At 72.7% G+C, this 21,563-nt stretch carries 16 protein-coding genes; 3 read left to right on the top strand and 13 right to left on the bottom strand.

Features of this window, described 5'->3' with window-relative positions; genetic code table 11:
- The first annotated feature begins 39 nt into the window (after positions 1 to 39).
- On the top strand, positions 40 to 3,219 hold the full coding sequence (locus tag AB0K07_RS22160; protein WP_363757315.1) for a BTAD domain-containing putative transcriptional regulator: 3,180 nt from the start codon (positions 40 to 42) through the stop codon (positions 3,217 to 3,219).
- 1 nt (position 3,220) lies between these two features.
- On the opposite strand, the gene AB0K07_RS22155 is transcribed toward AB0K07_RS22160, so the two are convergent.
- A complete protein-coding gene (locus AB0K07_RS22155) occupies positions 3,221 to 4,048 on the bottom strand; it encodes an ABC transporter permease (protein WP_363757314.1) in 828 nt (275 codons plus the stop codon).
- Positions 4,045 to 5,025, bottom strand: coding sequence for an ATP-binding cassette domain-containing protein (locus AB0K07_RS22150; RefSeq protein ID WP_363757313.1), 981 nt, complete (start codon positions 5,023 to 5,025; stop codon positions 4,045 to 4,047). Before AB0K07_RS22150 ends, AB0K07_RS22155 begins: the two co-directional genes overlap by 4 nt.
- A gap of 177 nt (positions 5,026 to 5,202) precedes the next feature.
- Between AB0K07_RS22150 and AB0K07_RS22145 the strand changes: the two genes are divergently transcribed.
- A complete protein-coding gene (locus AB0K07_RS22145; protein WP_363757312.1) occupies positions 5,203 to 7,578 on the top strand; it encodes an acylase in 2,376 nt (791 codons plus the stop codon).
- Positions 7,579 to 7,731: 153 nt separating this feature from the next.
- Here the strand turns inward: AB0K07_RS22145 and AB0K07_RS22140 are convergent, their stop codons facing one another.
- The 10 genes from AB0K07_RS22140 to AB0K07_RS22095 all read right to left on the bottom strand — a co-directional run bounded on the left by AB0K07_RS22140 (position 7,732) and on the right by AB0K07_RS22095 (position 18,324).
- Entirely contained in the window at positions 7,732 to 8,535 is an 804-nt protein-coding gene (locus tag AB0K07_RS22140) for a class I SAM-dependent methyltransferase (protein WP_363757311.1), read from the bottom strand.
- 33 nt (positions 8,536 to 8,568) lie between these two features.
- Positions 8,569 to 9,339: an ABC transporter ATP-binding protein gene (locus AB0K07_RS22135; protein ID WP_363757310.1), complete on the bottom strand. Its 771-nt coding sequence runs from the start codon at positions 9,337 to 9,339 to the stop codon at positions 8,569 to 8,571.
- Positions 9,339 to 10,082, bottom strand: a complete 744-nt coding sequence (locus AB0K07_RS22130) for an ABC transporter ATP-binding protein (protein WP_363757309.1) — start codon at positions 10,080 to 10,082, stop codon at positions 9,339 to 9,341. Before AB0K07_RS22130 ends, AB0K07_RS22135 begins: the two co-directional genes overlap by 1 nt.
- Entirely contained in the window at positions 10,079 to 11,107 is a 1,029-nt protein-coding gene (locus AB0K07_RS22125; protein WP_363757308.1) for a branched-chain amino acid ABC transporter permease, read from the bottom strand. Before AB0K07_RS22125 ends, AB0K07_RS22130 begins: the two co-directional genes overlap by 4 nt.
- Positions 11,104 to 12,000 carry a branched-chain amino acid ABC transporter permease gene (locus AB0K07_RS22120; protein WP_363757307.1) on the bottom strand — a complete coding sequence of 299 codons (897 nt, stop codon included), beginning with the start codon at positions 11,998 to 12,000 and terminating at the stop codon, positions 11,104 to 11,106. The genes AB0K07_RS22125 and AB0K07_RS22120 overlap by 4 nt, the downstream gene beginning before the upstream one ends.
- Complete coding sequence (locus tag AB0K07_RS22115) at positions 11,997 to 13,190, bottom strand: ABC transporter substrate-binding protein (RefSeq protein ID WP_363757306.1); 1,194 nt, start codon at positions 13,188 to 13,190, stop codon at positions 11,997 to 11,999. The genes AB0K07_RS22120 and AB0K07_RS22115 overlap by 4 nt, the downstream gene beginning before the upstream one ends.
- A gap of 52 nt (positions 13,191 to 13,242) precedes the next feature.
- The gene (locus AB0K07_RS22110) at positions 13,243 to 13,647 is read right to left on the bottom strand and encodes a roadblock/LC7 domain-containing protein (protein WP_089021419.1); all 405 of its coding nucleotides are present in this window, start codon (positions 13,645 to 13,647) and stop codon (positions 13,243 to 13,245) included.
- A 16-nt stretch (positions 13,648 to 13,663) separates the two neighbouring features.
- Positions 13,664 to 16,054 carry a nitrate- and nitrite sensing domain-containing protein gene (locus AB0K07_RS22105; RefSeq protein WP_363757305.1) on the bottom strand — a complete coding sequence of 797 codons (2,391 nt, stop codon included), beginning with the start codon at positions 16,052 to 16,054 and terminating at the stop codon, positions 13,664 to 13,666.
- Between the two features lie 254 nt (positions 16,055 to 16,308).
- The gene (locus tag AB0K07_RS22100; RefSeq protein ID WP_363757304.1) at positions 16,309 to 16,779 is read right to left on the bottom strand and encodes a helix-turn-helix transcriptional regulator; all 471 of its coding nucleotides are present in this window, start codon (positions 16,777 to 16,779) and stop codon (positions 16,309 to 16,311) included.
- A 252-nt stretch (positions 16,780 to 17,031) separates the two neighbouring features.
- Entirely contained in the window at positions 17,032 to 18,324 is a 1,293-nt protein-coding gene (locus AB0K07_RS22095) for a cytochrome P450 (protein WP_363757303.1), read from the bottom strand.
- Positions 18,325 to 18,823: 499 nt separating this feature from the next.
- Here AB0K07_RS22095 and AB0K07_RS22090 point away from each other — a divergent pair, with 499 nt between their 5' ends.
- Positions 18,824 to 19,063, top strand: coding sequence for a hypothetical protein (locus tag AB0K07_RS22090; protein ID WP_363757302.1), 240 nt, complete (start codon positions 18,824 to 18,826; stop codon positions 19,061 to 19,063).
- 108 nt (positions 19,064 to 19,171) lie between these two features.
- Here AB0K07_RS22090 and AB0K07_RS22085 read toward each other — a convergent pair whose 3' ends face one another.
- Entirely contained in the window at positions 19,172 to 21,526 is a 2,355-nt protein-coding gene (locus AB0K07_RS22085) for an AbfB domain-containing protein (RefSeq protein ID WP_363757301.1), read from the bottom strand.
- Positions 21,527 to 21,563: the final 37 nt, after the last annotated feature.

The following is a 21,563-nucleotide window of genomic DNA, read 5'->3' as shown; positions in this document are numbered from 1 at the left end:
TGCCGGCAGCCCGATGCGCGGGTGGGGGATGCTGGGTCCGTGCAGATCACGATCCTCGGCCCGCTCGCCGTCGACGGCCGGCCGGTCCGGGGGGAGCGGCTGGCGGCGGTGGTCCGCGCGCTCGTCGACGCGCGCGGTCGAGCGGTCTCCACCGCCCTGCTCGTGGACGCCGTGTGGGACGGCACGCCGCCCGACGACGCGACCGGCGCGGTCCAGGCGCTCGTGTCCCGGGTACGCCGTCTCGGGCTGCTCGTGACCGCGGTGCCCGGGGGATACCGCCTACCCGCCGAGGAGATCTCCGTCGACGCGCTCGACGCGCGGGCGCTCGTCGAGCGGGGGCGAGCCGTGCTCCGGACCGGTGACGTGCCGTCCGCCCGCGACTTCGCCGACCAGGCCCGTGCCCTGTTCCCCGAGGTCCCGGAGCTGGTCACCGCCGAGGAGACGCGACTGTTCGCGGACGTCGCCGCGCTGCGGGCGCAGGCGGCACTGGCCGGTGCGGGGCCGTTCGACGAGGCCGACCTGCGCCGGCTCGTCGCGCGTACGCCGCCGGACGAGCCGTCGGCCGCCCTGCTCGTCCGGGTGCTCGCCGCTCAGGGCCGGGACGCGGACGCGCTGGAGGTGGTCGAGCGACTACGCGCCGACCTGGCCGACCGGTACGGCACCGACCCGTCGCCGGTGATCACCCAGGTCCATCTGGCGCTGCTGCGCGGCGAGCTCACCACGCCGGCCGTCGTGGCGCCGCCCCGGCCACCGGCGGGGATCGCCCTGCCCGCCGCGTGGCGCCGGCCGTTGACGGCCCTCGTCGGTCGGGAGCGTGACGTGGAGACCGTGGGTCGGGCGCTCGCCGAGACGCCCCTGGTGACGATCGTGGCGACCGGCGGCGCGGGCAAGACCCGGCTCGCCGCCGAGGTGGCGCGGCGCGCGACGGCGTCCGGGCGGCCGGTCCGCGTGATCGAACTCGCCGGCCTGCGCTCGCCCGACGAGGTGCTGCCCACCGTGCTCGCGGCGCTCGGCGGAGCGGACACCGCGGCGACCGGCGGCAACCTGGGCCTCGAACGGCGGGTCCTCAGCCCCGAGGAACGGTTGCGTGCCGTGGCGCCGGACCTCGACGGGCTGGTCGTGCTGGACAACTGCGAGCATGTGCTCGACGCCGTGGCCACCGTCGTCGCGGACCTGATCGCGGTGGCGTCGCCGGAGGTCGCGGTGCTCGCGACGAGCCGAGCGCCGCTGGGCCTGGCCGGCGAGCTGGTCCACCGGCTGACCGCGTTGCCCGACGCCGACGCGCTCGGGCTGGTCGAGGCCCGGGCGCGGGCCGGTGGCGCCGTGCCGACCTGGGACACCGCCCGGGCGCTGGCGCTGTGCCACCGCCTCGACAACCTGCCGCTGGCGCTCGAGTTGGCCGCCGCGCGACTGCGGCACATGCCGATCGACGACGTGCTCGCCGGGCTGACCGACCGGTTCGCGTTGCTCGACGACGCGCTGCGTGGCCTGCCCGAGCGGCACGCGAGCCTGTGGGCGATGGTGGACTGGAGCCGGGAACTGCTCGCGCCCGACGACCGCGAGCTGCTCCAGCGGATCGCCGTCATCCCCGGGCCGTTCACCGCGGACCTCGCCGCCGCGGTCGCACGGACGCCGGACGTACGACGGGGCCTGGCGACGCTCGTCGAACAGTCCCTGCTGACCCTTGTCGAGGGCGACGACCCGCCCCGATACCGGATGCTCGAAACCGTCCGGGAGTACGGCGAGGCCCGCCTCGACACGGCCGGTGGCCGGGACGCCGCCATGGCCGGTCTGGTCGGATGGGCCCGGGAGAAGGCCGCCGCGCTCGCCGCCCGGTTCGTCGGCCCCGGACAGGTCGAGGCGTTCGCCCAGTGCGTCGCCGAGCAGGACAACCTGGTCGCCGGCCTGCGCTGGGCGCACAGGCACGACGACGAGCCGGCCGCGATCGACGTCGCGACCGCCCTGCTGCACGTCTGGACGGTGCGCGGCCTGCACCTGGAGGTCGTCGGGTGGGCCCGCGGCCTGTTGCACGTCGAGGACCCCGACAAACGGCGACGCTCGGCGATCCTGCGCGGACGGGCCGCCGGCCAGCCACTGCCCGACGCCGACCGGCTCGCCTGGACCTGCCTGGTGATCGGCGTCAACGCCGGCATCGGCGGCGAGCTGCGGCTCGCCGCCCTCGCCCGGCGGGCCCTCCGGACGGTCCTCGCCGAGCGACCCGACGAGGTGTCGCCCCGGCTGACCGCGCTCGCGTCGGCGTTGCCGGGCTTCGACGCGTCCGACCCGGAGGAGAGCATGAAGGCCGCCGGCGAGATGATCGCGCACCCGGACCCGTACGTGCAGGGGCTGGGCCTCTTCGCCCGCGCGGCGGTACGCGAGAACGGCGGCATGCCCGAGGCGTCGATCGCCGACGCCGAGCAGGCGTACCGGCGCTTCGAGGTGGCCGGTGACCACTGGGGGATGGCGATGGCGGCGGGAGGTGCCGGGCAGTTCTTCAGCCTGCGCGGGGATGCCCGCTCGGCCGAGTGGCTGGCACGCAGCGTCCGCCACATGGACCTGATCGGCGCCGCCCAGGACGCCCGGTCGATCCGGGTGCTGCTGGACGTGCAACTCGCCCTGACCGGCGACGCCGAAGCGGAGCGGCGGTTGGGCGAGACGGCGGCACCCGGTCAGGCCGAGGAGGTGGACACCGCGCAGGCGCGCCTCGGGCTGGCCCACCTCGCCTGGCAGCGCGAGCGGTACGACGAGGCGCTCGCCCACGCCGACCGGGTGGTCCGGACCCTGGCCGGCTGGGTCGGGCCACCGCCACAGCCGCGCGTCGTGCTCCGGGTCGCGGTGTCGGTCCTCTACCTGCGGGTGGAGCAGGCGCGGCCGACCTCGCCGGAGGACGCCGACGCCCGCGCGGCCACGTTGCTGACGCTCGCCCGGGACGACGCGCTGTCCTCGAAGGACCTGCCGGTGATCGGCGCGTGGGCACTCGGCGGCGCCGAACTCGCGGCGCACCGCAGCGACGTGGCGACCGCTCGGGAGCTGTCCGTGCTCGGGATGCGGATCGGCACCAACATCGGTGCCCTCTTCCCACCCGGGAGCGGCGAACGGCTCATCGCCGCCCTCGGGGACGAGGAGCAGCGTGAGCCGTTGCTGGCCGCCTGGCGTGAGCGGCCGGTCGCCGCCACCGTCGCCCGGATCCGCGAGCTGATGGACGACCTGCTGGCCTAGCTCAGATCTTCTTGCGGTACGCGCGCAGCGCCAGCGGCATGAACAGCGCCACGAAGCCGGCGCACCAGGCGAGCGTCCACCACACGTGCGAGCCGACCGGTGTGCCGAGGAACAACCCGCGCACCGCCGCCACCAGGTGGGTCATCGGGTTGACGTCCACGAACGCCTGCATCCAGCCCGGCAGGGTGTCGGCGCTGACGAACACGTTGGACGCGAAGCTCAACGGCATGATCAACGCGAACATCAGGCCCTGCACCGCGCCCGGCGTACGCACCTTCATCGCCACGAAGACCGGCAGCCAGCTCAGGCAGAGCGCGAACAGCACCGCGAGCAGGCAGCCGGCGATCGCCCGGAGCGGGTCGGAGTCGATCCGGAAACCGAGCAGGTAGCCGATCGCCAGGGTCGAGACCGTGACGATCACGTACCGGACCACGTCGCCCAGGACGGCGCCGACCAGGGGCGCGGAGCGAGGGACCGGCAGGGACCGGAACCGGTCGAAGATCCCCTTCGCGATGTCGGTGTTCAGGTTGACGCCGATCGCGATGGCACCGGTGGCGATGGTCTGCGCCAGGATGCCGGGCAGCAGGAACTGCAGGTAGTCGTGGGTGGAGCCGGCGACCGCGCCGCCGAAGATGTACACGAAGATGATGAGGAACAGCACCGGTTGCAGCGTGACGTCGATCAGGGCCTCGGGCGTACGCCAGGTCTTGATGAGGCTGCGTTTGGCGAGCGCCAGGGAATGTCGGACGAGCCGGAACGGTCGCGGGTGCGGAACGGCCGTCGAGAGCACCGGGCTCTTCGTGGGTGGTGCGTCGACCAGCGTGCTCATGCCGCGACCTCCTTCAGGTTGGTGGTGTCGTCCTCGGATGCCGTCCGCCCGGTGAGGGTGAAGAACACCTCGTCGAGGCTCGGCAGGTGCAGGGAGAGTTCCGTGACCGCGATGCCGGCGGCGGCGAGCCGCGCGACGCTCTCGGTGAGGGCCTCGTCGTCGGTGACCGGCACCGCGAGGACGCCCTTGCGGATCTCGTCGGCCTGCGCGCCCGAGCCGACCTCGGACAGGATCGCCGCGACCCGGCGCAGGTGGGCGGGATCGGACGGCCGGACCTCGAGTGTCTGCCCGCCGACCACCCGCTTGAGCCCCTCGGGTGTGTCGTACGCGATGACCCGGCCGTGGTCGATCACCGTGATGGCGTCCGCGAGCGCGTCGGCCTCTTCCAGGTACTGCGTGGTGAGCAGGACGGTCGAGCCGTTCGTGACCAGCGATCGGACCACGTCCCACATGTCCTCGCGCTTGGCCGGGTCGAGCCCCGTCGTCGGCTCGTCCAGGAAGATCACGTCCGGCGAGCCGACCAGGCTGGCGGCCAGGTCCAGCCGCCTGCGCATGCCGCCGGAGTAGGTCTTGGCCTGCCGGTCGGCGGCGGCCGTCAGGTCGAACCACTCGAGCAGTTCGACGGCCCGGCGACGGGAGCCGGCACGCCCCAGTTCCAGCAGCGTGCCGAACAGTTCCAGGTTCTGCCGGCCGGTCAGGTCCTCGTCGACCGAGGCGTACTGGCCGGTGAGGCCGATGGTCTGCCGGACCCGCTCGGCGTCGCGGACCACGTCGAAGCCACTGATCCGGGCGGTGCCACCGTCCGGGGTCAGGAGCGTGGAGAGGATGCGCACGGCGGTGGTCTTGCCGGCGCCGTTGGGGCCGAGCACCCCGAGCACCGTCCCCCGGGGCACGGCGAGGTCCACGCCCTGGAGCGCCCTCGTCTGCCCGAAGTTCTTCACGAGGCCCTCGGCCTCGATCACCAGGTCAGCTGTCATGTCGTACAGCCTGCGCGGGTCGCCTGACACGGCCCTGACACGTCACCGACACCGGTGCCGACACGTCGCCGAGGCGGTGGCGGGGGTGTACGGGACGGCACGACAGCGACGAGAATGCCGATCAACGTGAATGTCCCTCGGGCAGCGGCGTCCGGGGGACGACGGGGGGAGGACGCGGTGACAAGATCAACACGCTTCGGCGCGGCGGGGGTGGTCCTGGGCCTGATCGTGGCGGGCCTGAGCGTGCCCCCGGCCGGCGCGCACCAGCGCGACCGGGGCTACTCGGCCGAGATCCGCCGCGCGTCCTACGGCGTCCCGCACATCACCGCCACGAGCTACGCCAACCTCGGCTTCGGGGTCGGGTACGCGCAGGCGGAGGACAACCTGTGCGTCATCGCCGAGAAGGTGGTGACGGTCAACGGCGAGCGCTCCCGCTACTTCGGCGCGACCGGCCCCACCGACGCGAACGTGCGCAGCGACCTGTTCTTCCGCAAGGCCATCGACGACCGGGCGGTGGAGCGGCTGCTCGACGGCCGCCGCGACGGCGTGCACTCGCCGTCCGACGACGTCCGCGACCAGATCCGCGGCTTCGTCGCCGGCTACAACTCCTACCTGCGCCGCACCGGCGCCGCGAAGCTCACCGACCCGGCCTGCCGGGCCAAGCCGTGGGTACGCCCCCTGACCGAGCTGGACGTCTGGCGCACCACCTGGTCCAGCATGGTCCGGGCCGGCTCACGGGCGCTGCTCGACGGCATCGTCGCCGCGGCGCCACCCACCGCCACCGGCCCGGCCGCCGCCCAGGACGCTCCCGGCGCGGCGGCCGTGCTCGCGTCCCGCGACGGCGCACCCGCCGGCGTCGGCAGCAACGCGTACGGGCTGGGTGAGGAGGCGACCGCCAACCGGGGCGGCATGGTGCTCGCCAACCCGCACTTCCCGTGGGACGGCGCGGAACGCTTCTACCGGATGCACCTCAGGGTGCCCGGCCGCTACGACGTCGAGGGCGCCGCGCTCATCGGCGACCCGATCGTCGAGATCGGGCACAACCGCACCCTCGCGTGGAGCCACACCGTCTCCACGGCGCGCCGGTTCGTCTGGCACCGCCTCGCGCTGGTCCCCGGTGACCCCACCTCGTACTACGTGGACGGTCGGCCGCGGAGGATGACCACCCGCACGGTCACCGTCCAGGTGCCCGGCCCGAACGGCGGCACCGTGCCGGTCAGCCGGACCTTCCACGACACCCACTTCGGGCCGGTCGTGGTCGTGCCCGGCACCTTCGACTGGACCGCCGGCACCGCGTACGCCATCACCGACATCAACGCCACCAACAACCGGGCCTTCGACGGCTGGCTGCAGATGGGCCGCGCCGAGACGGTCCGCGACCTGAAGCGGGTGCTCGACCGCTACCAGTTCCTGCCCTGGGTCAACGTGATCGCCGCCGACGCCCGCGGTGAGGCGCTCTACGCCGACCACTCGGTGGTGCCCCGGGTGACCGACGCCCTCGCCGCCGCCTGCATCCCGGCGCCGTTCCAGCCGCTGTACGCCAGCAGCGGCCAGGCCGTCCTGGACGGCTCCCGGTCGGCCTGCGCGCTCGGCGCCGACCCGGACGCCGCCGTGCCCGGCATCCTCGGCCCGGCGAACCTGCCGGTCCGCTTCCGCGCCGACTACGTCACCAACTCCAACGACAGTTACTGGCTGGCCAACCCGCAGGCCCCGCTGGAGGGCTACGCGCGGATCCTCGGCGACGAACGCACCCCGCGCAGCCTGCGTACCCGTCTCGGCCTCGACCAGGTCCAGCAGCGTCTCGCCGGCACCGACGGGCTGCCGGGGCGCGGGTTCACCGCCGACCGGCTGTGGCGGACCGTCTTCGGCAACCGGGTGTACGGCGGTGAGCTGGTCCGCGACGACCTGGTGGCGCTCTGCACCGCCCAACCCACCGGCACCGCCTCGAACGGCGCCACCGTCGACCTGCGCGCCGCCTGCGCCGCACTGGCCCGCTGGGACCTGCACGCCGACCTGGACAGCCGCGGCGCGCACCTGTTCACCGAGTTCGTGCTGGCCAACGGGCTGCGCTTCGCCGACGCCTTCGCCGCCACCGACCCGGTGCGCACGCCGCGCCGGCTCGACACCGCCAACCCGGGCGTGCGTACCGCGCTCGCCGACGCCGTGCAGCGCCTCGCCGGCATCCCGCTCGACGCCCGCCTCGGCGACGTGCAGACCGAACCGCGTGGCGACCAGCGCATCCCGATCCACGGCGGGCGCGCCGAGGCCGGCATCTTCAACATGATCGTCAACAACCGGGTGCCCGGCGTCGGCTACCCGAAGGTGGTGCACGGGTCGTCGTTCGTGATGGCCGTCGAGTTGGGCCCGCACGGGCCGTCCGGGCGGCAGATCCTGACCTACTCCCAGTCGACCAACCCGAACTCCCCCTGGTACGCCGACCAGACCGCGCTCTACTCCGGCAAAGGCTGGGACACCGTCAAGTACACGGAGTCGCAGATCAAGGCGGACCCGAACCTGCGCACGTACCGGGTGGGGGAGGGCCGCCACCACTGACCTGCCGACACGCGGCCGGCCGGGCTCCCTGGCGGGGAGCCCGGCCGGTTCGGTCGGCGCCTGCGTAGAGCTGTCCGGCTCAGCGGGGGGCGTGCTGCGGCGGGAGAGGTACGGCACGGCGCGACCGTTCTCCGCGCGTGGTCCATCTGCCGGTCAGCCCGGCAGGCGGCCCCGCGTGGAGACGAAGTGGTACGACATGACGGCGAACGCGGGGTCGCGGACCAGCCGCCGGAAGGCGCTCAGCTGGTGGGGTGACAGTCCCGCCGCGAGCAGGTCCGGCTCCAGCTGGCGGGAGTTCGTCTCGTAGAGCGACGTTCCGGTCGAACCGCCGACCCAGCTCTGCGAGTGGGTGATGGTGTCCAGGTCGGTCAGACCGGCGAGGGCCATCTCGGTGTGCACGTCCTGCGCCCACCCCAGGTCGGCGCCGTGATCCTGCAGGACGCCCATCATGGCGTCCATCACCTGCGCGAACAGTTTCGCCGCGTCGTCGGTCGGCGCGGTCAGCACCCGCAGTGGCGCGGTGCAGTCGAACTCCTCGACCACCAGCCACCCGCCGGGGGCCAGGGCGCCGGCGAGCGTGCGCAGGACCCGGCGCCGATCGGGCAGGTGCAGCAGCACCAGCCGGGCGTGGATCAGGTCGAACGCGTCCCCGGGCGGCGGTTCGGTGCGGACGTCGTGGCGGCGTGCGTGCAGGTTGCCCTCGGACACGAGATGCGTGGGGTCGATGTCGGTGGCCAGCACGTTGCCGTCCTCGCCGACCGCCCGGGCGATCCGCCGGGCCATCGAGCCACCGCCGGCCCCGACCTCCCAGCACCTCGCCCCCAGGCGCAGGACCGGGCGGCCCAGGCGGCGCATCGTGATCGGATCCAGGAAGGACTCCAGCGCCTGCATCTGCGGGACGGCGTCCGGTGCGCCGTTGTCAAAGGTGTACGCACCATCGGTGGTCGCGGTTGCCATCGGTGTCTACCTCTCCGAGAGGGGTCGGGTGACCTACGGGGTGTCGGCCCAGAGCCGGGGGGTCGGTCGGTTCGCTGGAGGCGGCGGGACGGCGGCGACGCTCAACATCGCCGCCAGTGGGGCCGGGTCGGTACGGGCCTCGGCCGTCGGTCGGTCGTAGACCACCTGGCCGTACTCCAGCACCGCCACCCGGTCGGCGATCTCGATCGCGTGCTGGAGCTGCTGCTCCACGAGCAGCACGGTCAGCCCGTCGGCGGCCAGGCCACCGATGAGCTCACGGACCCGCGCCGCCAGGTCGGGGGCGAGCCCCTCACACGGTTCGTCGAGCAGCAGCACCCGGGGTTGACCGAGCAGCGCACGGGCGATCGCCAGCATCTGCTGCTCGCCGCCGGACAGCTCGCAGCCGCGGTGACGCAGCCGCACCGCCAGCCTCGGCAGCAGCTCGAGGACCCGGGCCACCGTCCAACCCTCGCCGCCGGGGGTCGCGGCACGCCACGGCGCGGCCGCCAGGACAAGATGCTCGGCCACGGTCAACCGGGAGAAGACCCGCCGGCCCTGCGGGACGAGACCGACCCCGGACTGGGCGATGCGATGGGGTTGCCGCCCGGCCACGTGCACCCCGCCGATCTCGATGCGACCGCTGGAGGCTCGCACCAGGCCGGCGATCGTGTGCACGAGCGTGCTCTTGCCCGCGCCGTTGCGACCCACCACGGCCTGGATGCTGCCCGGAGGCACCCGCAGGCTCACCTCGTGCAGCACGATGCCCCCGGCGTAGCCGGCGCAGAGGCGCTCCACGCACAGCATCAGGCCACCCCGTCGGCGTAGGCCTGCCGCACCAGCGGCGAGGTACGGATCTCGTCCGGCGTCCCGGCGGCCAACGTCTGGCCGTCGCGCAGCACGGTGACCGTGTCGGAGAGGGCGTACACCAGGTCCAGTCGATGTTCGACCAGCAGCACGGCGACCGCCCTGGGCAGCGCCCTGAGCAGCTCGATCAGCCGGCCGACCTCGGTGGCGGACAGCCCCGCCGCCGGTTCGTCGAGCAGCAGCAGGCGGGGGCGGCCGGCAAGAGCCATGGCGATCTCCAACTGGCGTCGTTCGCCGTGTGCGAGGTGGCCGGCGGGCACCGCCGCGACGTCGGTCAGGCCCATCTGCTCCAGCAGCGGGCCGGCCCGGTGGTGGGCCGCGCGACGACCTCCGCCGGGCCGCCACCGGTGCGGCCGGATGACCCGGGGCAGCGCGGCAACCACGACGTTCTCCGTGGCGGTGAGCGTCGGAAAGACCGCGGGCCGTTGGTGGATCCGGTTGATGCCCCGGCGGGCCCGCGCCGCCGGCCCGAGTCGGCTGACGTCCCGTCCGTTGAACGTCACCGTGCCCCGGTGCGGCCTCGTCGACCCGCCGATCACGTTGAGCAGGGTCGTCTTGCCGGCGCCGTTGGGCCCGATGAGTGCGTGCCGTTGACCGTCGTGAATGGACAGGTCGACGCCGGCGAGCGCGGCGAGCGAGCCGTACCGCACGCTGACCTCCTGGGCGCTGAGCAGGCAGTTCATGCGCGCAACTCCGGTACCGTGGCGTGGTCACGGGCGGGCGGGGCGTCCGGTCGGCTCGGCGCGGCGGCCGGCGGCCGCGACCCACCGCGTGGGCCCCGGGCCCGGTTGACGCCGGTGGGCAGCAGGTAGACCGTCACCACGAACAGCGCGCCCAGCACCAGCGGCGCGTGGCCGGGCAGCACCCCGAACAACCAGTCCCGCACGGCGATGACGAGCACCGCGCCCACCAGGGCGCCACCGACCGAGGCCGTACCACCGATGACGACGCCGAGCAGCAGCAGGGCCGAGGTGTCGAAGCCGAAGTCGGCGGGCGAGATGTACTGCTGGGCGACGACCAGCAGGGAGCCGGCGGCACCGGCGATCGCCCCGGCGACGATGTGCGCGCCGGACAGGTGCAGCGGCACCCGGTGCCCACTGGCCCGCAGCCGCGTCTCGTCGTCCCGGCCGGCACGCAGCAGCAGCCCGAACCGGGTACGCAGCAGCAGGAGCACCGCGCCGACGAGCGTGGCCGCGACGACGAGCGTGTACAGGTAGCGCGCCTGGTCGCTGGTGAGGACCGGCAGACCCCAGAACGGACGGACGGGGGAGATACCGGCCAACCCGTCCGTGCCACCGGTCACCGACCGCCAACGGCCGAGGACGGTCACGGCGAGTTCCCCGATGGCCAGGGTGATCATCAGGACGATCACCCCGCGGGCGGGGACGACGAGGGGCACGGTCAGCGCGGCCAGCACCGCCCCGGCACCTGCCGCGACGGCGACCTGCACGACGCCGACGTCGGAGATCTGGCTGCCGAGCACGGCGCTGGCGTACGCGCCGGCCGCGTACGGGGCGGTCTGGCCGAGGGTGGGCATGCCGGCGACGCCGGTGAGCAGAGCCACGCTCACCCCGACCAGGCCCAGCGCCAGCGTCCGGGCGAGGATCGCCGCGGTGTAGTCGTCGACCACCCAGGGCGCCACGACCAGGCCGGCCAGGACGAGCGCCGCGACGGCACCGCGTCCCCGGCGGATCACCTCGTCCCTCATGTCGCCCTCCGGTTGGTGGCGAGGCCACGCGCCCGCACGGCGAGGACGGCCGCCATGGCGGCGAACAGCAGGAACGGTGCGGCCGACGGCAGCAGAGCCACGCCGAGGGTCTGGATCTCACCGATCACCAGTGCGGCGAGCAGGGTGCCCGCCATCGATCCGAGGCCACCGAGGACCACGACCACCAGGGACAGCAGCAGCACGGTGTCGGCGGTGTCCGCGCCCGGGCCGATGATGGGCGCGCCCAGAACCCCGGCCGCACCCGCCAATGCGCCGGCGGCCGCGAGCACACCGGCCCGGATCCGGGCGGGACTCACGCCCATGCAGGCGACCATCTCCGCGTCGTCGACGGCCGCCCGCACCAGCATCCCGGCCCGGGTCCGCCGCACCGCGAGGTAGAGCCCGGCGGCGATCACCGCGGCGACGACGATGAACACCAACCGGTACGCGGCGTAGCGGTGGCCGGCGACGACCACCGACCCGTCCAGGGCTGCGGGCACCCGGACCTGCGGGTCGTCGGGTCCGAAGCCGGCGACGAGCAGACTGCCGCCGGCCAGCGCCACGCCGAAGGTCAGCAGTGCCTGGGTGAGGTGGTTGCCGGTGGCGACGGGTGTGAGCAGGCCGGCCAGCAGCACACCCGCCGCGGCGGCGGCCAGCACGCCGACCGCCAGCGCCAACGCCAGACTCGCCCAGCCGCCGTCGAGCAGGGCGGCGGCCGTGTACCCGCCGATCGCGTAGAGCGTGCCGTGCGCCAGGTTGAGGATGTTGGCGACGCCGAAACAGAAGACCAGACCCGACGCCGCCACGAAGACGAGCAGCCCGTAGGCGACCCCGTCCAGCGCCGGTATCAGGTACGGGTCGATCCGGTTCGTGCCGGCCGCCACCGCGATCACCGTCCGACGGTCGCGAGGTCACCCACGACGGTGTTGGACAGCGCCCGACCATCCTGCCGGACCTGCCGCAGGTACCACTTCTGCACCGGGGAGTGCGTGGTGGTGGAGAACTGCCAGGTGCCGCGCGGGCTGGCGATCTGGCCGAGCTGACCGATGGCCTTGTTGATGGCCTCCGGCGTCGGGTCGCTTCCGGCGGCCCCGATGGCCCGGTCCAGCACGGCCGCCGCGTCGTAGGAGGCGAGCGCGTACGTCGTCGGGGAGCCGTCGTGCTTCGCCTTCCACGCCGCCACGAAGGCACGGTTCTCGGCGTTGTCGAGGTCGGGCGAGTAGTTGAGCACCGAGTAGATGTCCCGGGCGGCCTCGCCCTGCGCGTTGAGCACCCCGCCCTCGGTGAGGAACCCGGCCGCGTACAGCGGGATGTCCTTGATCTCGGACTGCGCGTACTGCTTGACGAAGTCGACGGCGGCACTGCCGGCGTAGAAGGTGTAGACGGCCGCCGCGCCCGAGGCCTTGATCCGGGCGAAGTACGGGGTGAAGTTGGTCGTGGCCGGGAACGGGGTGAAGGTGGTCTTGCCGTCCGGGTTGGCCAGCTTCCCGCCGGCCTTGGCGAACGCGTCGGTGAAGCCGCGCAGCTCGTCCCACCCGCCCTGGTAGTCCGGGCCGATCGCGTACACCGAGCCCTTCACGTTGTCGCGGACGTGCTGGGCGATCGCCGCTCCGGGCTCGTCGGAGAGGTACGACGTGTGCCAGACCCGGGAGACGTCCTTGAGCTCCGGCCGGCCGTTGGAACCGACGAGCGGCACCTTGGTCTCGTTGAGCAGCGGCGTGACCCCGGCGACCGAGCCGCCGCCGACGATACCGGTGAGCGCGGCCACGCGGTCCTGCTTGAGCAGTTTGGTCGCCGCCGGCACCGCGGTCTGGGCGCCGTTGCCCTCGTCCGCGACGACGAGGTCGACCTGTCGGCCGCCGAGCTTGCCGTCGTGGGTGTCGAGGTAGAGCTGGAAGCCGTCGCGGATCTCCGTACCGACGGCCTGGTACGTCCCGGACAGCGACGCGAGCAGGCCGATCTTTATCGAGCCGCTGGCGCTCCTGCCGGGCCCGTCGTCGCCGCAGGCCGTGCCGAGGGTCAGCACGAGCGCGAGCAACGAGGCGGTGAGGGCACGGCTGCGCCGAGGGGTGGTGAGAGACATTTGTTTCTCCAGGGGAAGGGAGGGGTCTCCGGCGTGGGGGCGCCGGGGGTCGTCAGCGGCTGCGGGCGAGTGCCGCTCGGGCCGCGGGGGTCAGGGCGTCCCCGATGCGGTTGGCCAGTTCGGTCATCTCGTAGGAGACCTTGCCGACGTCACACTCCGGCGCGGCGAGCACCAGCAGCGAGGCGCCGTCGTTGAAGGCCATCGAGAACATGAACCCGCCTTCGAGCTGTGTGACGTTGGAGATCACCGCGCCGGCGTCGAAGAAGGCCGCCGCGCCCCGCAGCAGGCTGACCAACCCGCTGCCCGTCGCGGCGAGCTGGTCGGCGCGGTCCGGCGGCAGGTCGCGGGTGGCGGCCACCATCAGACCGTCGCTGGAGATGGCGATGGCGTGGCTGACCTCGGTCGCGCGCGCGGCGAAGTTGTCCAGCAGCCAGCCGAGATCCTGTTGGTCGCTCACGTGCTCTCCTGTCGCGTCATGTCTTGCCGAGGTTGATCGGGGTGCGTCGCCGGGTCGCCACCCCGCGCGCGTACGCGGCCATCGCCGTGGCCACCTGGGCCGGGTCGCGGTACTCGGACCGTTGCTGCTGCTGGGGCACGGTGACGCCGCCGGGCACGAGATGCCGCTGCGGCTGCCGTTTGGGCAGGCCGGACGTGGTCGTCGTGGCGACTTCGGGGGTGTGCGCCTGGGCAGCGGTACGCCAGGCGTCGTCGGCCGGACTGGACCACTCCTGGGCTGCCTGACCGTTCACGACATCGGTGTGGAACCAGTGGTTGACCTGTTCGAAGATGAGCAGCTCCTCGGTGGGCGCCTCACCCCGGTCCGCGGGCGCCGGGGCCGGGCGGAACACCGGCGCCGCCGGCAGGGTCCGCTCGGCCGGGGGTCGCCCCGCGGTGGGCTGCGGGCGAGGCTGGTACGGCGGTGGAGGGTTGCTCGTACGGGCTGCCCGCCGCGACAGCCGGCCGGGCGCCAGCACGTACTCCTCCGGTGGCAGAGACCGGATCATCGCCGCGGGCAGCGTCGCCTCGGCGAGGGTGCCGCGTCGGGGGCCGCGTCGCAGTTGGACGCTCGCTCCCAGCCGCGCCGCGAGCTGGCCGACGACGACGAGCCCCATCGCCCGTACGGCGGCGACGTCGATGGCCGGCGGGCGGGCCAGCAGTTCGTTGAGCTGTTGCAGCCGTTGCGGGGACAGCCCCACGCCCTCGTCGCTGATCTGGACGATGACCCGGTCTCCGAGGCTCCGGCCGGTCACCCACGCCTCGCTCCCGGGCGGCGAGTACGTCGTCGCGTTGTCCATGAGTTCGGCGAGCAGGTGCACGACCTCGTCGACGGACCTGGCCGCGACGGCGACGTCGCCGTCGACCATGCCGAGCCGGATCCGCGCGTAGTGCTCGATCTGGGACAGGGCCGCCTGGAGCACCTGTTGCAGCGGGACGTCGTGCTGGCGTACGCGTCCCACGCCGACGCCGCCGAGCACCAGCAGGCTGGCGTTGATCCGGCCCATCCGGGTCGCCAGGTTGTCCAGCGTGTAGAGCTGGTGGAGCCGATCGGGGTCGGTCTCGTCCCGCTCCACCAGGTCGACCTGGGCCAGGACGGCGTCGACCAGCCGCTGCTCACGGCGGCTCAGGTGGATGAAGATGTCGGCGGTGTTGGCGCGCATGACGGCCTGTTCGGCGGCGGTCCGCACGGCCGCCCGGTGCACGGCGCTGAACGCCTGGCCCAGCTCACCGATCTCGTCCTCACTGGACGGTTCGAGGGCGGCGCTGGACTGCTGGCGGGCCAGCTCGTGGGGGTCGACGGCGGCGCTGCCGGGCTGCTGGAGCCGGGCCACCACGGCCGGGAGCTGTTCGAACGCGACGGCGTTGGCCGCGTCGCGCAGGCGACGCAACCGCCGGGTGATCTGCCGGGCGACGGCCCAGGTCACCAGCGCGGTCAGCAGCAGTGCCAGGAGGACGCCGACCGCCTCGGCCACGGCCCGGCGACGCTGGTCGGTGTGCGCGGCCCGGACGTCCTCGAGCACCGCGTCGTCGACCCGGCCCCGCAGGTCGGACAGGCGGGCGGCGCGGTCCTGCGTGGTGGACACCCAGTCGGTGGTCGCCAGTCGCAGTCGCGTTCCCGGCTGGGCTCGGGAGACCTCGTCCTGCATCCGTTGCAGGACGAGCGCCTCCCTGCCCGTACCGGCCTGTTCCCACCAGAGGCTCCAGTCGGAGGGGGCCAGGGCCAGGAACGACAGGCTGGACTCGGTGTAGCTGGTGCGGGCGGCGGTGATGTCTTGCTGCATCGCCGGGGTCAGCTCGCCGGCCGCCACCGCGCGGAGCACGGCCACCTGCTGCTGACCGATCGCCTCCGCCGTCTTCGACAGTGCCGCCGAGGCCCGGATGCCGTCGGCGAGCTGGGCGTTGACCACGCCGTGCGAGACGTTCTCCCGGAAGTTGATCAGGTCGGCGATCGCGATGCGGTAGCTGAAGGTCATCGCCGACACCGAGGCGTGCGCGGCCGTGCGCACCTGCGTGCGCAGCGGGGCGAGGCCGTCCAGGGCCGCGTCGATGCGGCGCAGGAGGGCCCGGTTGGCGTCGGCCTCGGTGGGCACCCGGTCGCGCTGCTCGCGGTAGCGGGCGACAGCGGCGTCGGTTGCGGCCATCTCGAGGCCGAAGGCGTCCTGCTGCTCGGGGGCGGCGTAGGTGAGCAGGTCGGCGGCGGCGATCCGTTCGCGTTGCAGCCGGTAGGCCAGGTCACCGGCTTCCGCGCCGAGGCGCGCCAGCACCTCCAGCTCGCTGGCGCGGGTCGTCTGGCGCGCGCTCTCGGTCAGCGCGAGGCCGGCGAAGCCGATGACGGCGACCAGTGGCGCCGCGACGATGAGGCGCATCCGCCCGGCAATCTTCCAACCGCGTCGCCGGGTCGGGTAGGGTCGGGCCGCGTGGGACCTCGTGCTCGACGCCAAGATTGACTCCCACGACTCGTCGACGACGGTCTATCCGCACGTTGCGGAATGCAAGTCCCATTCGGCCGGAACGCGCGCCCGGAGACCAGACCTGACCGTGGTACAAACTGTCCGTACCAGCATCTGTACCCAGCGTCAGCAGTCGGCGGCGCGGCGGCGGTGAGTCGGGTTCGACGAGATCAGCGCTGGTCGGGGTCGGTCGCCCGACGCCCACCGTCGTCCGGGTCGGGCTGGCCGTTGAGCACCTGGCCGATCAGCTCGCGCAGCTCGTCGATGGCGTCCACCACGGCGCCCGGGTCACGCGCGTCACGCCGGCCACGCTGGCGGGGCACCGGCGGATCGAGCCGCACCTGGTCCGGCAGGCGGGGGCCGCGGCGACCGTCGGCCGCCAACTGCTCGGCCGCGACGCGCGGCCACAGCGTCGCCAGCCGGCCGCCGGTGTCGAGGACGTCGTCGCAGCGGACCGCGAACTCGTGACTCCCGAACCGGCGACCTGACTCCACCGCCGCGACCGTCTCCCGGCTGAACCGCACCAGGTCCGCGAGGGCCCGCTGCGTCAGGCCCCGTCGCACCCGGCAGCTGCGCAGTTCCCACCGGAACTGCGTACTGGCCGAGGTCTGCGGCGCGCTCGACGGGGACGTGTGTTCCATGCGCTCACCTTCATGGCGCCACCGAATCGGCGGCGGGCGTCCGATCGAGATTAGCCGATAGGTCGAACATTCATAGGGGGCAATTCTTAACCCAGGATGTGATGGGTGTGAAGACGTTCACCGGCATGGATCGTCAAGCGCGGCGCGACCGGCTGCGCGGTACGCCCGACCCGGCCAGCCGTGGGGCAGTGGGCCGACAGCGGATCAGTCCGCAGGTCAGCCGCCCTGGTGTGCGAACCAACCGTGGTCAGGTCAGGTGGCGTGCGCCTCGGCACTCGCCCCCTCCCGCACCGCCGGGCCGTCGACCGGTGCCATGATATCGACTATTGCGGCCAGCTTGTGATGCGCGCGAAACGCAACATTGGGCTTGTATGAACGATGTTGCTCAGGTGTTAGCCGGAGGCCAGGAATGGCTGCCGCGAGTCGCGTGAGTGCGATCCCGGCCTCTAGCCGCGCCAATGCCGCGCCAATGCAGAAGTGCGGCCCGTGGCCGAAGGACAGGTGATCTCTTCCATCGGAACGGTGTGGGTCGAACCGATCCGGATGGGCGAAGACCGCGGGGTCCCGGTTCGCGGCTCCGATCAACAGCAGGCAGCGTGCCCCCGCCGGGATGGTGACCTCCCCCAGGGTGACATCGCGGCGGGTCACCCGGAGCCAGCCGTCGATGGCGGGTGCGAACCGGAGCGTCTCGGCCACGAACGCGGGGACGGACTGCGGGTCGGCGGCGAGAGCCCGCCACCGCTGCGGGGTGGACAGCGCCTGGTCGAGGGCGTGGGCGAGCAGCCCCGCGGTGGTCTCGTGGCCGGCGACCAGGAGGTTGAAGGCGAGGCTCGCCACCTCGCTCACCGACAGCACGGCGTCATCGTCGTCGCGGTAGGCCAGGGCCCGGCTGATGAAGTCGTCGCCGCCCTGCCCGCTGTCGAGCCGCTGGCGGACCAGCTCCCGGCAGTAGTGCCAGAACTCCAACAGCCCCCGCGCCAGGCGTACCTGTTCCTCCGGGTCCGGCTGCCCCCAGATGAGGGCGATCTGGCCGTCCGCCCAACTCCGGATCCGCCCGATGTCGGCGTCGGGCACTCCGAGGATGTCCAGGACGACCAGCAGGGGAAGCTCGGTGGCGAACTCCGGGATGAGATCGACCTGTCCGCCCTGGCGGGCGATCAGCCGGGCGACCAGTTGGTCGACCCGGCGGCGGACGATCGGGCCGTACTCGGCCTCGACCCGGTCGGGAGTGTTCGCGAAGGTCGCGCGCAGGGCCCGGCGGGTGCGGGGGTGTACGGGCGGATCCGCGGCCGCGGTGGTGGGCGGCGCGTCGATCTGCATGATCACGCTCATCGCCTCCGGGCAGACCTCGTAGACCGGAGCGAGGGTGAGGGCGTTGCCGAACGTGGCGGCGTCGGCCAGGGCGTGCCGGACGTGCGCGTGCCTGCTGATCAGCCACAGGCCCAGATCCTCGGCGTAGTGCACCCCGGCAGGATCGTCGAGAATGCGCCGCCACATACTGGCCGGATCGGTGAGATAGACCCCGGAAAATGGACTCAACCGCATGGAACGCCTCCTGATGCGCGCGGCGCCAGATCGGCAGCGCCCCCCATTCAACGGACCGCGTCAGTCGGGCCGATAATGGCGCGCATCTGCCTCTGACTCTTCACGGTGCGCTGAGCGCAAGCACAAGTCAAGATTGGTGGACATCTATTTATAAGACGCCGTAATTGCGTGGTGCAACGGAGGGGAATATCCCGGCCCGATGCAACTTGCGTCCCGGTCCTTGCTGGAGTCAGCCCAGTTGAGCAGGCTGGATCGGTGCACTCCGGAGCCGGCGCCGAGCACCATGGTCGGCCGCGACGCTGCGGTCGACGGAACGAGAACGAACCCGACCGGACCGGCCATGATGGGCGGTGGAAACAACAGGTGCCCGCATTTCCCTCATGACCGGGAAACGACACCCGTGACGCCAGGTGACGGTGCGGGATTCCCGGGTGCGCCACGGGGTCGTCTCTGGGGCGGCCCGGAGGGGAACACCGGATGTGTCGGCGGTCCCGGCGGGGTGACGATCGGCTGGCTGACCGAAACCCGTGCCCCTCGAAGAAACGTGTTCGCGGTGCGCGTTCGCGCTGTTCACACCGCCGACCCGACGCAGCCGCCGACGGTCACACCCACCCTCCCCGTCACCGGCGGTGACGCGTCGGGTCTCTGGTGGCTGTTCGGCACCGGTGCGGCGTTGATCGTCACCGGAACGGCGGCTCGGCTGATCCTGCGCCGCTCCAGGGCATCGCTGCACGCGTGACGCCCGCACCCTGAAACTGGTCGCCACCGCGGGGGGTTCCCGGCTTGAGCCGGAACCCCCCGCGGTCGTTCCCTGGCAGCGACCACCTGCCGCGGCCCGCCTGACCGGTCAGGGCGCCCAGGGGGAGGCGATGTTCCAGGTGCTGTCGGCGGCCCACAGCGTTGGCGTGTTGTACGCGTCGCCGCCCGCGCCGTTGCTGAGCCAGACCTCCGAGTTGTAGTGCCGCAGGTACCTGCCCCGGAAGTTGTACGACTCCAGCGACACGCCCGTGCCGGTCAGTCCCACCCGGGCGCACCAGGTGGCGTCGGCGCGAGTGAGCGCGGAACCGTCGTTCGGCGAGTTGCGAACCCGCGAGTCCTGATGCCGTAGGTACTGGCCGGGGAAGTTGACCGACTCGAACGAGTAGCAGGTGGCGTCGGCCAGGCCGGCCCGGATGGTGTACGTCGCGTCGTTCTTGAGCAGGCTCGGGCTGGCGGCGTCGACCACCTCGGTGTAGGCCAGGCTGTCCCGGTGCCGCAGGTACCGGTTGGTGTGGCCGGGCGTGGTCACCTGCAACGACCGCCGGGTGTTGACCGGGAGGGCGACGGGCGCCGAGCTGCCGATGGTCCTCGACGCGTTGATCAACGCGGTGTTGGCCGCGCGGACGCGCGCCTGATCCATCTTGACGACCTGACGGTCGTAGGTGAGGAAGCCGTTCAGCTCGCCCTCCAGGTCGGTGATCTCGGTGTAGACCGAGGCGCTGAGTCCCTTGCCGAGCATCAGGTTCTGGCTGCCCTGCACGAGCCCCACGTACCGGTCCGTGAGGGCGGTCGGGTTGGCCTGCCATTCGTAGGCGAAGAAGCTGCCGTTCGGGCTGTACTCGTGGCCCGGTGTGTGCAGGCCCAGGCCGCCGAACTCGCCGAGCACGGCGATCCGGCTGCTCGACGGTACGGGGGAGTCCGGCCCGAGATAGGCGTGCCAGTCGTCGATGTCACCGTTGCCGGGGTCGCCGAGGGACTGGCAGCAGTTGTGACCGCTGTGCGGGTTGACCAGGCGGGTGGGGTCCTGGTTCTTGATGTTCTGGGCGACCCGGCGGGTGTCGGCCAGGGCCCGCTCACCCCAGCCCTCGTTGTAGGGCGTGTACGCGACGACCGCGGGGGAGCTGCGGTGCTCGTCGACGATCTCGCGCGCCTCCGTCTCGAACTGCGCCTGCTGGGCGTCGGTGGCGTTGATGTCCTGCGCGGTCATCGACGGGATGTCCTGCCAGACCAGCAGGCCGAGCCGGTCGGCGTGGTAGAACCAGCGCTGCGGTTCGACCTTGATGTGCTTGCGCACCATGTTGAACCCGAGATCCTTGTGCTTCTGCAGGTCGAAGGCGAGAGCGGCGTCGGTCGGCGCGGTGTACAGCCCGTCCGGCCAGTAGCCCTGGTCGAGGGTGCCGACCTGGAACACGAACTGTCCGTTGAGCTTGGGGCGCAGCACGCCGTTCACCAGGCCGGTGGTGATCTCGCGCATCCCGAAGTAGTGCGTGGTCCGGTCGACGGTGGCGGCGCCGGCGTTGCGCAGGGTGACCCGGAGGTTGTAGAGGAACGGGTCGTCGGGTGACCAGCGGCGGGCGTTGGGCACCGGCACGCTGAAGTCGGTGAACCCGCCGGTGGCCGAGCCGACCACGGTGCTTCCGTTCAACGCCTCGGCGAGCACGCTGTGGCCGCTCACGTCGCCGCGCGTGAAGACCCGAACCCGCAGGGTGTTGGTGCTCAGGTTCGGGTAGACGTCGACGCTGCTGATCGAGGCCGTGGGCACCGGCTCCAGCCACACCGTCTGCCAGATGCCGGAGCTGGGGGTGTAGAAGATCCCGCCGGGTTGCTTGGTCTGCTTGCCGATGGCGGGCAGGCTGCCGTTCTGGCGGGTGTCGGTGGGGTCCCACACCTTGACGACGATCTCGTTCGTCCCGGCGGTGAGCTGCGGGGTCACATCGAAGGTGAAGGCGTCGTACCCGCCGGTGTGCGCACCGACCCGGACGCCGTTGACCCACACGGTGCTCTGCCAGTCGACCGCGCCGAAGTGCAGCAGGGTCCGTCGGCCGGACCAGTTCGGTGGGACGGTGACGGTGCGCCGGTAGAACAGGTAGTTGCGGTTGTCGTTGGCGGCACGGTGGATGCTGGAGAGTGCGCTCTCCACCGGGAACGGCACGTTGACCCGCTCGGGCAGGTTGGTGTTGAACTGCGGGGCGTCGTCGGTGGCGGACTGGCGGAGCTGCCACTCGCCGTTGAGGTTGAGCCAGTCCGGTCTGGTCATCTGTGGTCGCGGGTACTCCGGCAGTGGTGTGCCGACCAGCGCCTGGCTGGTCCAGGGGGTCGTCAGTGGCGGCGTCCCGGGCGGCGCGGCGTGTGCCCGCGGGGCTGGCGTGGCGAGGACGCCGGCGACCAGGGCGAGGACGAGCAGTAGGGGCAGGGCGGGGCGGATGGGGACCTGACGTGTCATGCCGTCTCCGGGGGACGAGTCGCCGCGGGCGGTGCAG

This window comes from Micromonospora sp. NPDC049301 (assembly GCF_040678715.1).
Lineage (GTDB): Bacteria > Actinomycetota > Actinomycetes > Mycobacteriales > Micromonosporaceae > Micromonospora.
This window is presented reverse-complemented; position numbering and strand designations above follow the sequence as displayed.

Bases quoted from the DNA above. Each gene is read 5' to 3' on its own strand.
- AB0K07_RS22155 (WP_363757314.1), bottom strand. From the start codon at position 4,048: ATGAGCACGCTGGTCGACGCACCACCCACGAAGAGCCCGGTGCTCTCG.
- AB0K07_RS22150 (WP_363757313.1), bottom strand. From the start codon at position 5,025: ATGACAGCTGACCTGGTGATCGAGGCCGAGGGCCTCGTGAAGAACTTC.
- AB0K07_RS22140 (WP_363757311.1), bottom strand. From the start codon at position 8,535: ATGGCAACCGCGACCACCGATGGTGCGTACACCTTTGACAACGGCGCA.
- AB0K07_RS22135 (WP_363757310.1), bottom strand. From the start codon at position 9,339: ATGCTGTGCGTGGAGCGCCTCTGCGCCGGCTACGCCGGGGGCATCGTG.
- AB0K07_RS22130 (WP_363757309.1), bottom strand. From the start codon at position 10,082: ATGAACTGCCTGCTCAGCGCCCAGGAGGTCAGCGTGCGGTACGGCTCG.
- AB0K07_RS22125 (WP_363757308.1), bottom strand. From the start codon at position 11,107: ATGAGGGACGAGGTGATCCGCCGGGGACGCGGTGCCGTCGCGGCGCTC.
- AB0K07_RS22115 (WP_363757306.1), bottom strand. From the start codon at position 13,190: ATGTCTCTCACCACCCCTCGGCGCAGCCGTGCCCTCACCGCCTCGTTG.
- AB0K07_RS22105 (WP_363757305.1), bottom strand. From the start codon at position 16,054: ATGCGCCTCATCGTCGCGGCGCCACTGGTCGCCGTCATCGGCTTCGCC.
- AB0K07_RS22100 (WP_363757304.1), bottom strand. From the start codon at position 16,779: ATGGAACACACGTCCCCGTCGAGCGCGCCGCAGACCTCGGCCAGTACG.
- AB0K07_RS22095 (WP_363757303.1), bottom strand. From the start codon at position 18,324: ATGCGGTTGAGTCCATTTTCCGGGGTCTATCTCACCGATCCGGCCAGT.
- AB0K07_RS22085 (WP_363757301.1), bottom strand. From the start codon at position 21,526: ATGACACGTCAGGTCCCCATCCGCCCCGCCCTGCCCCTACTGCTCGTC.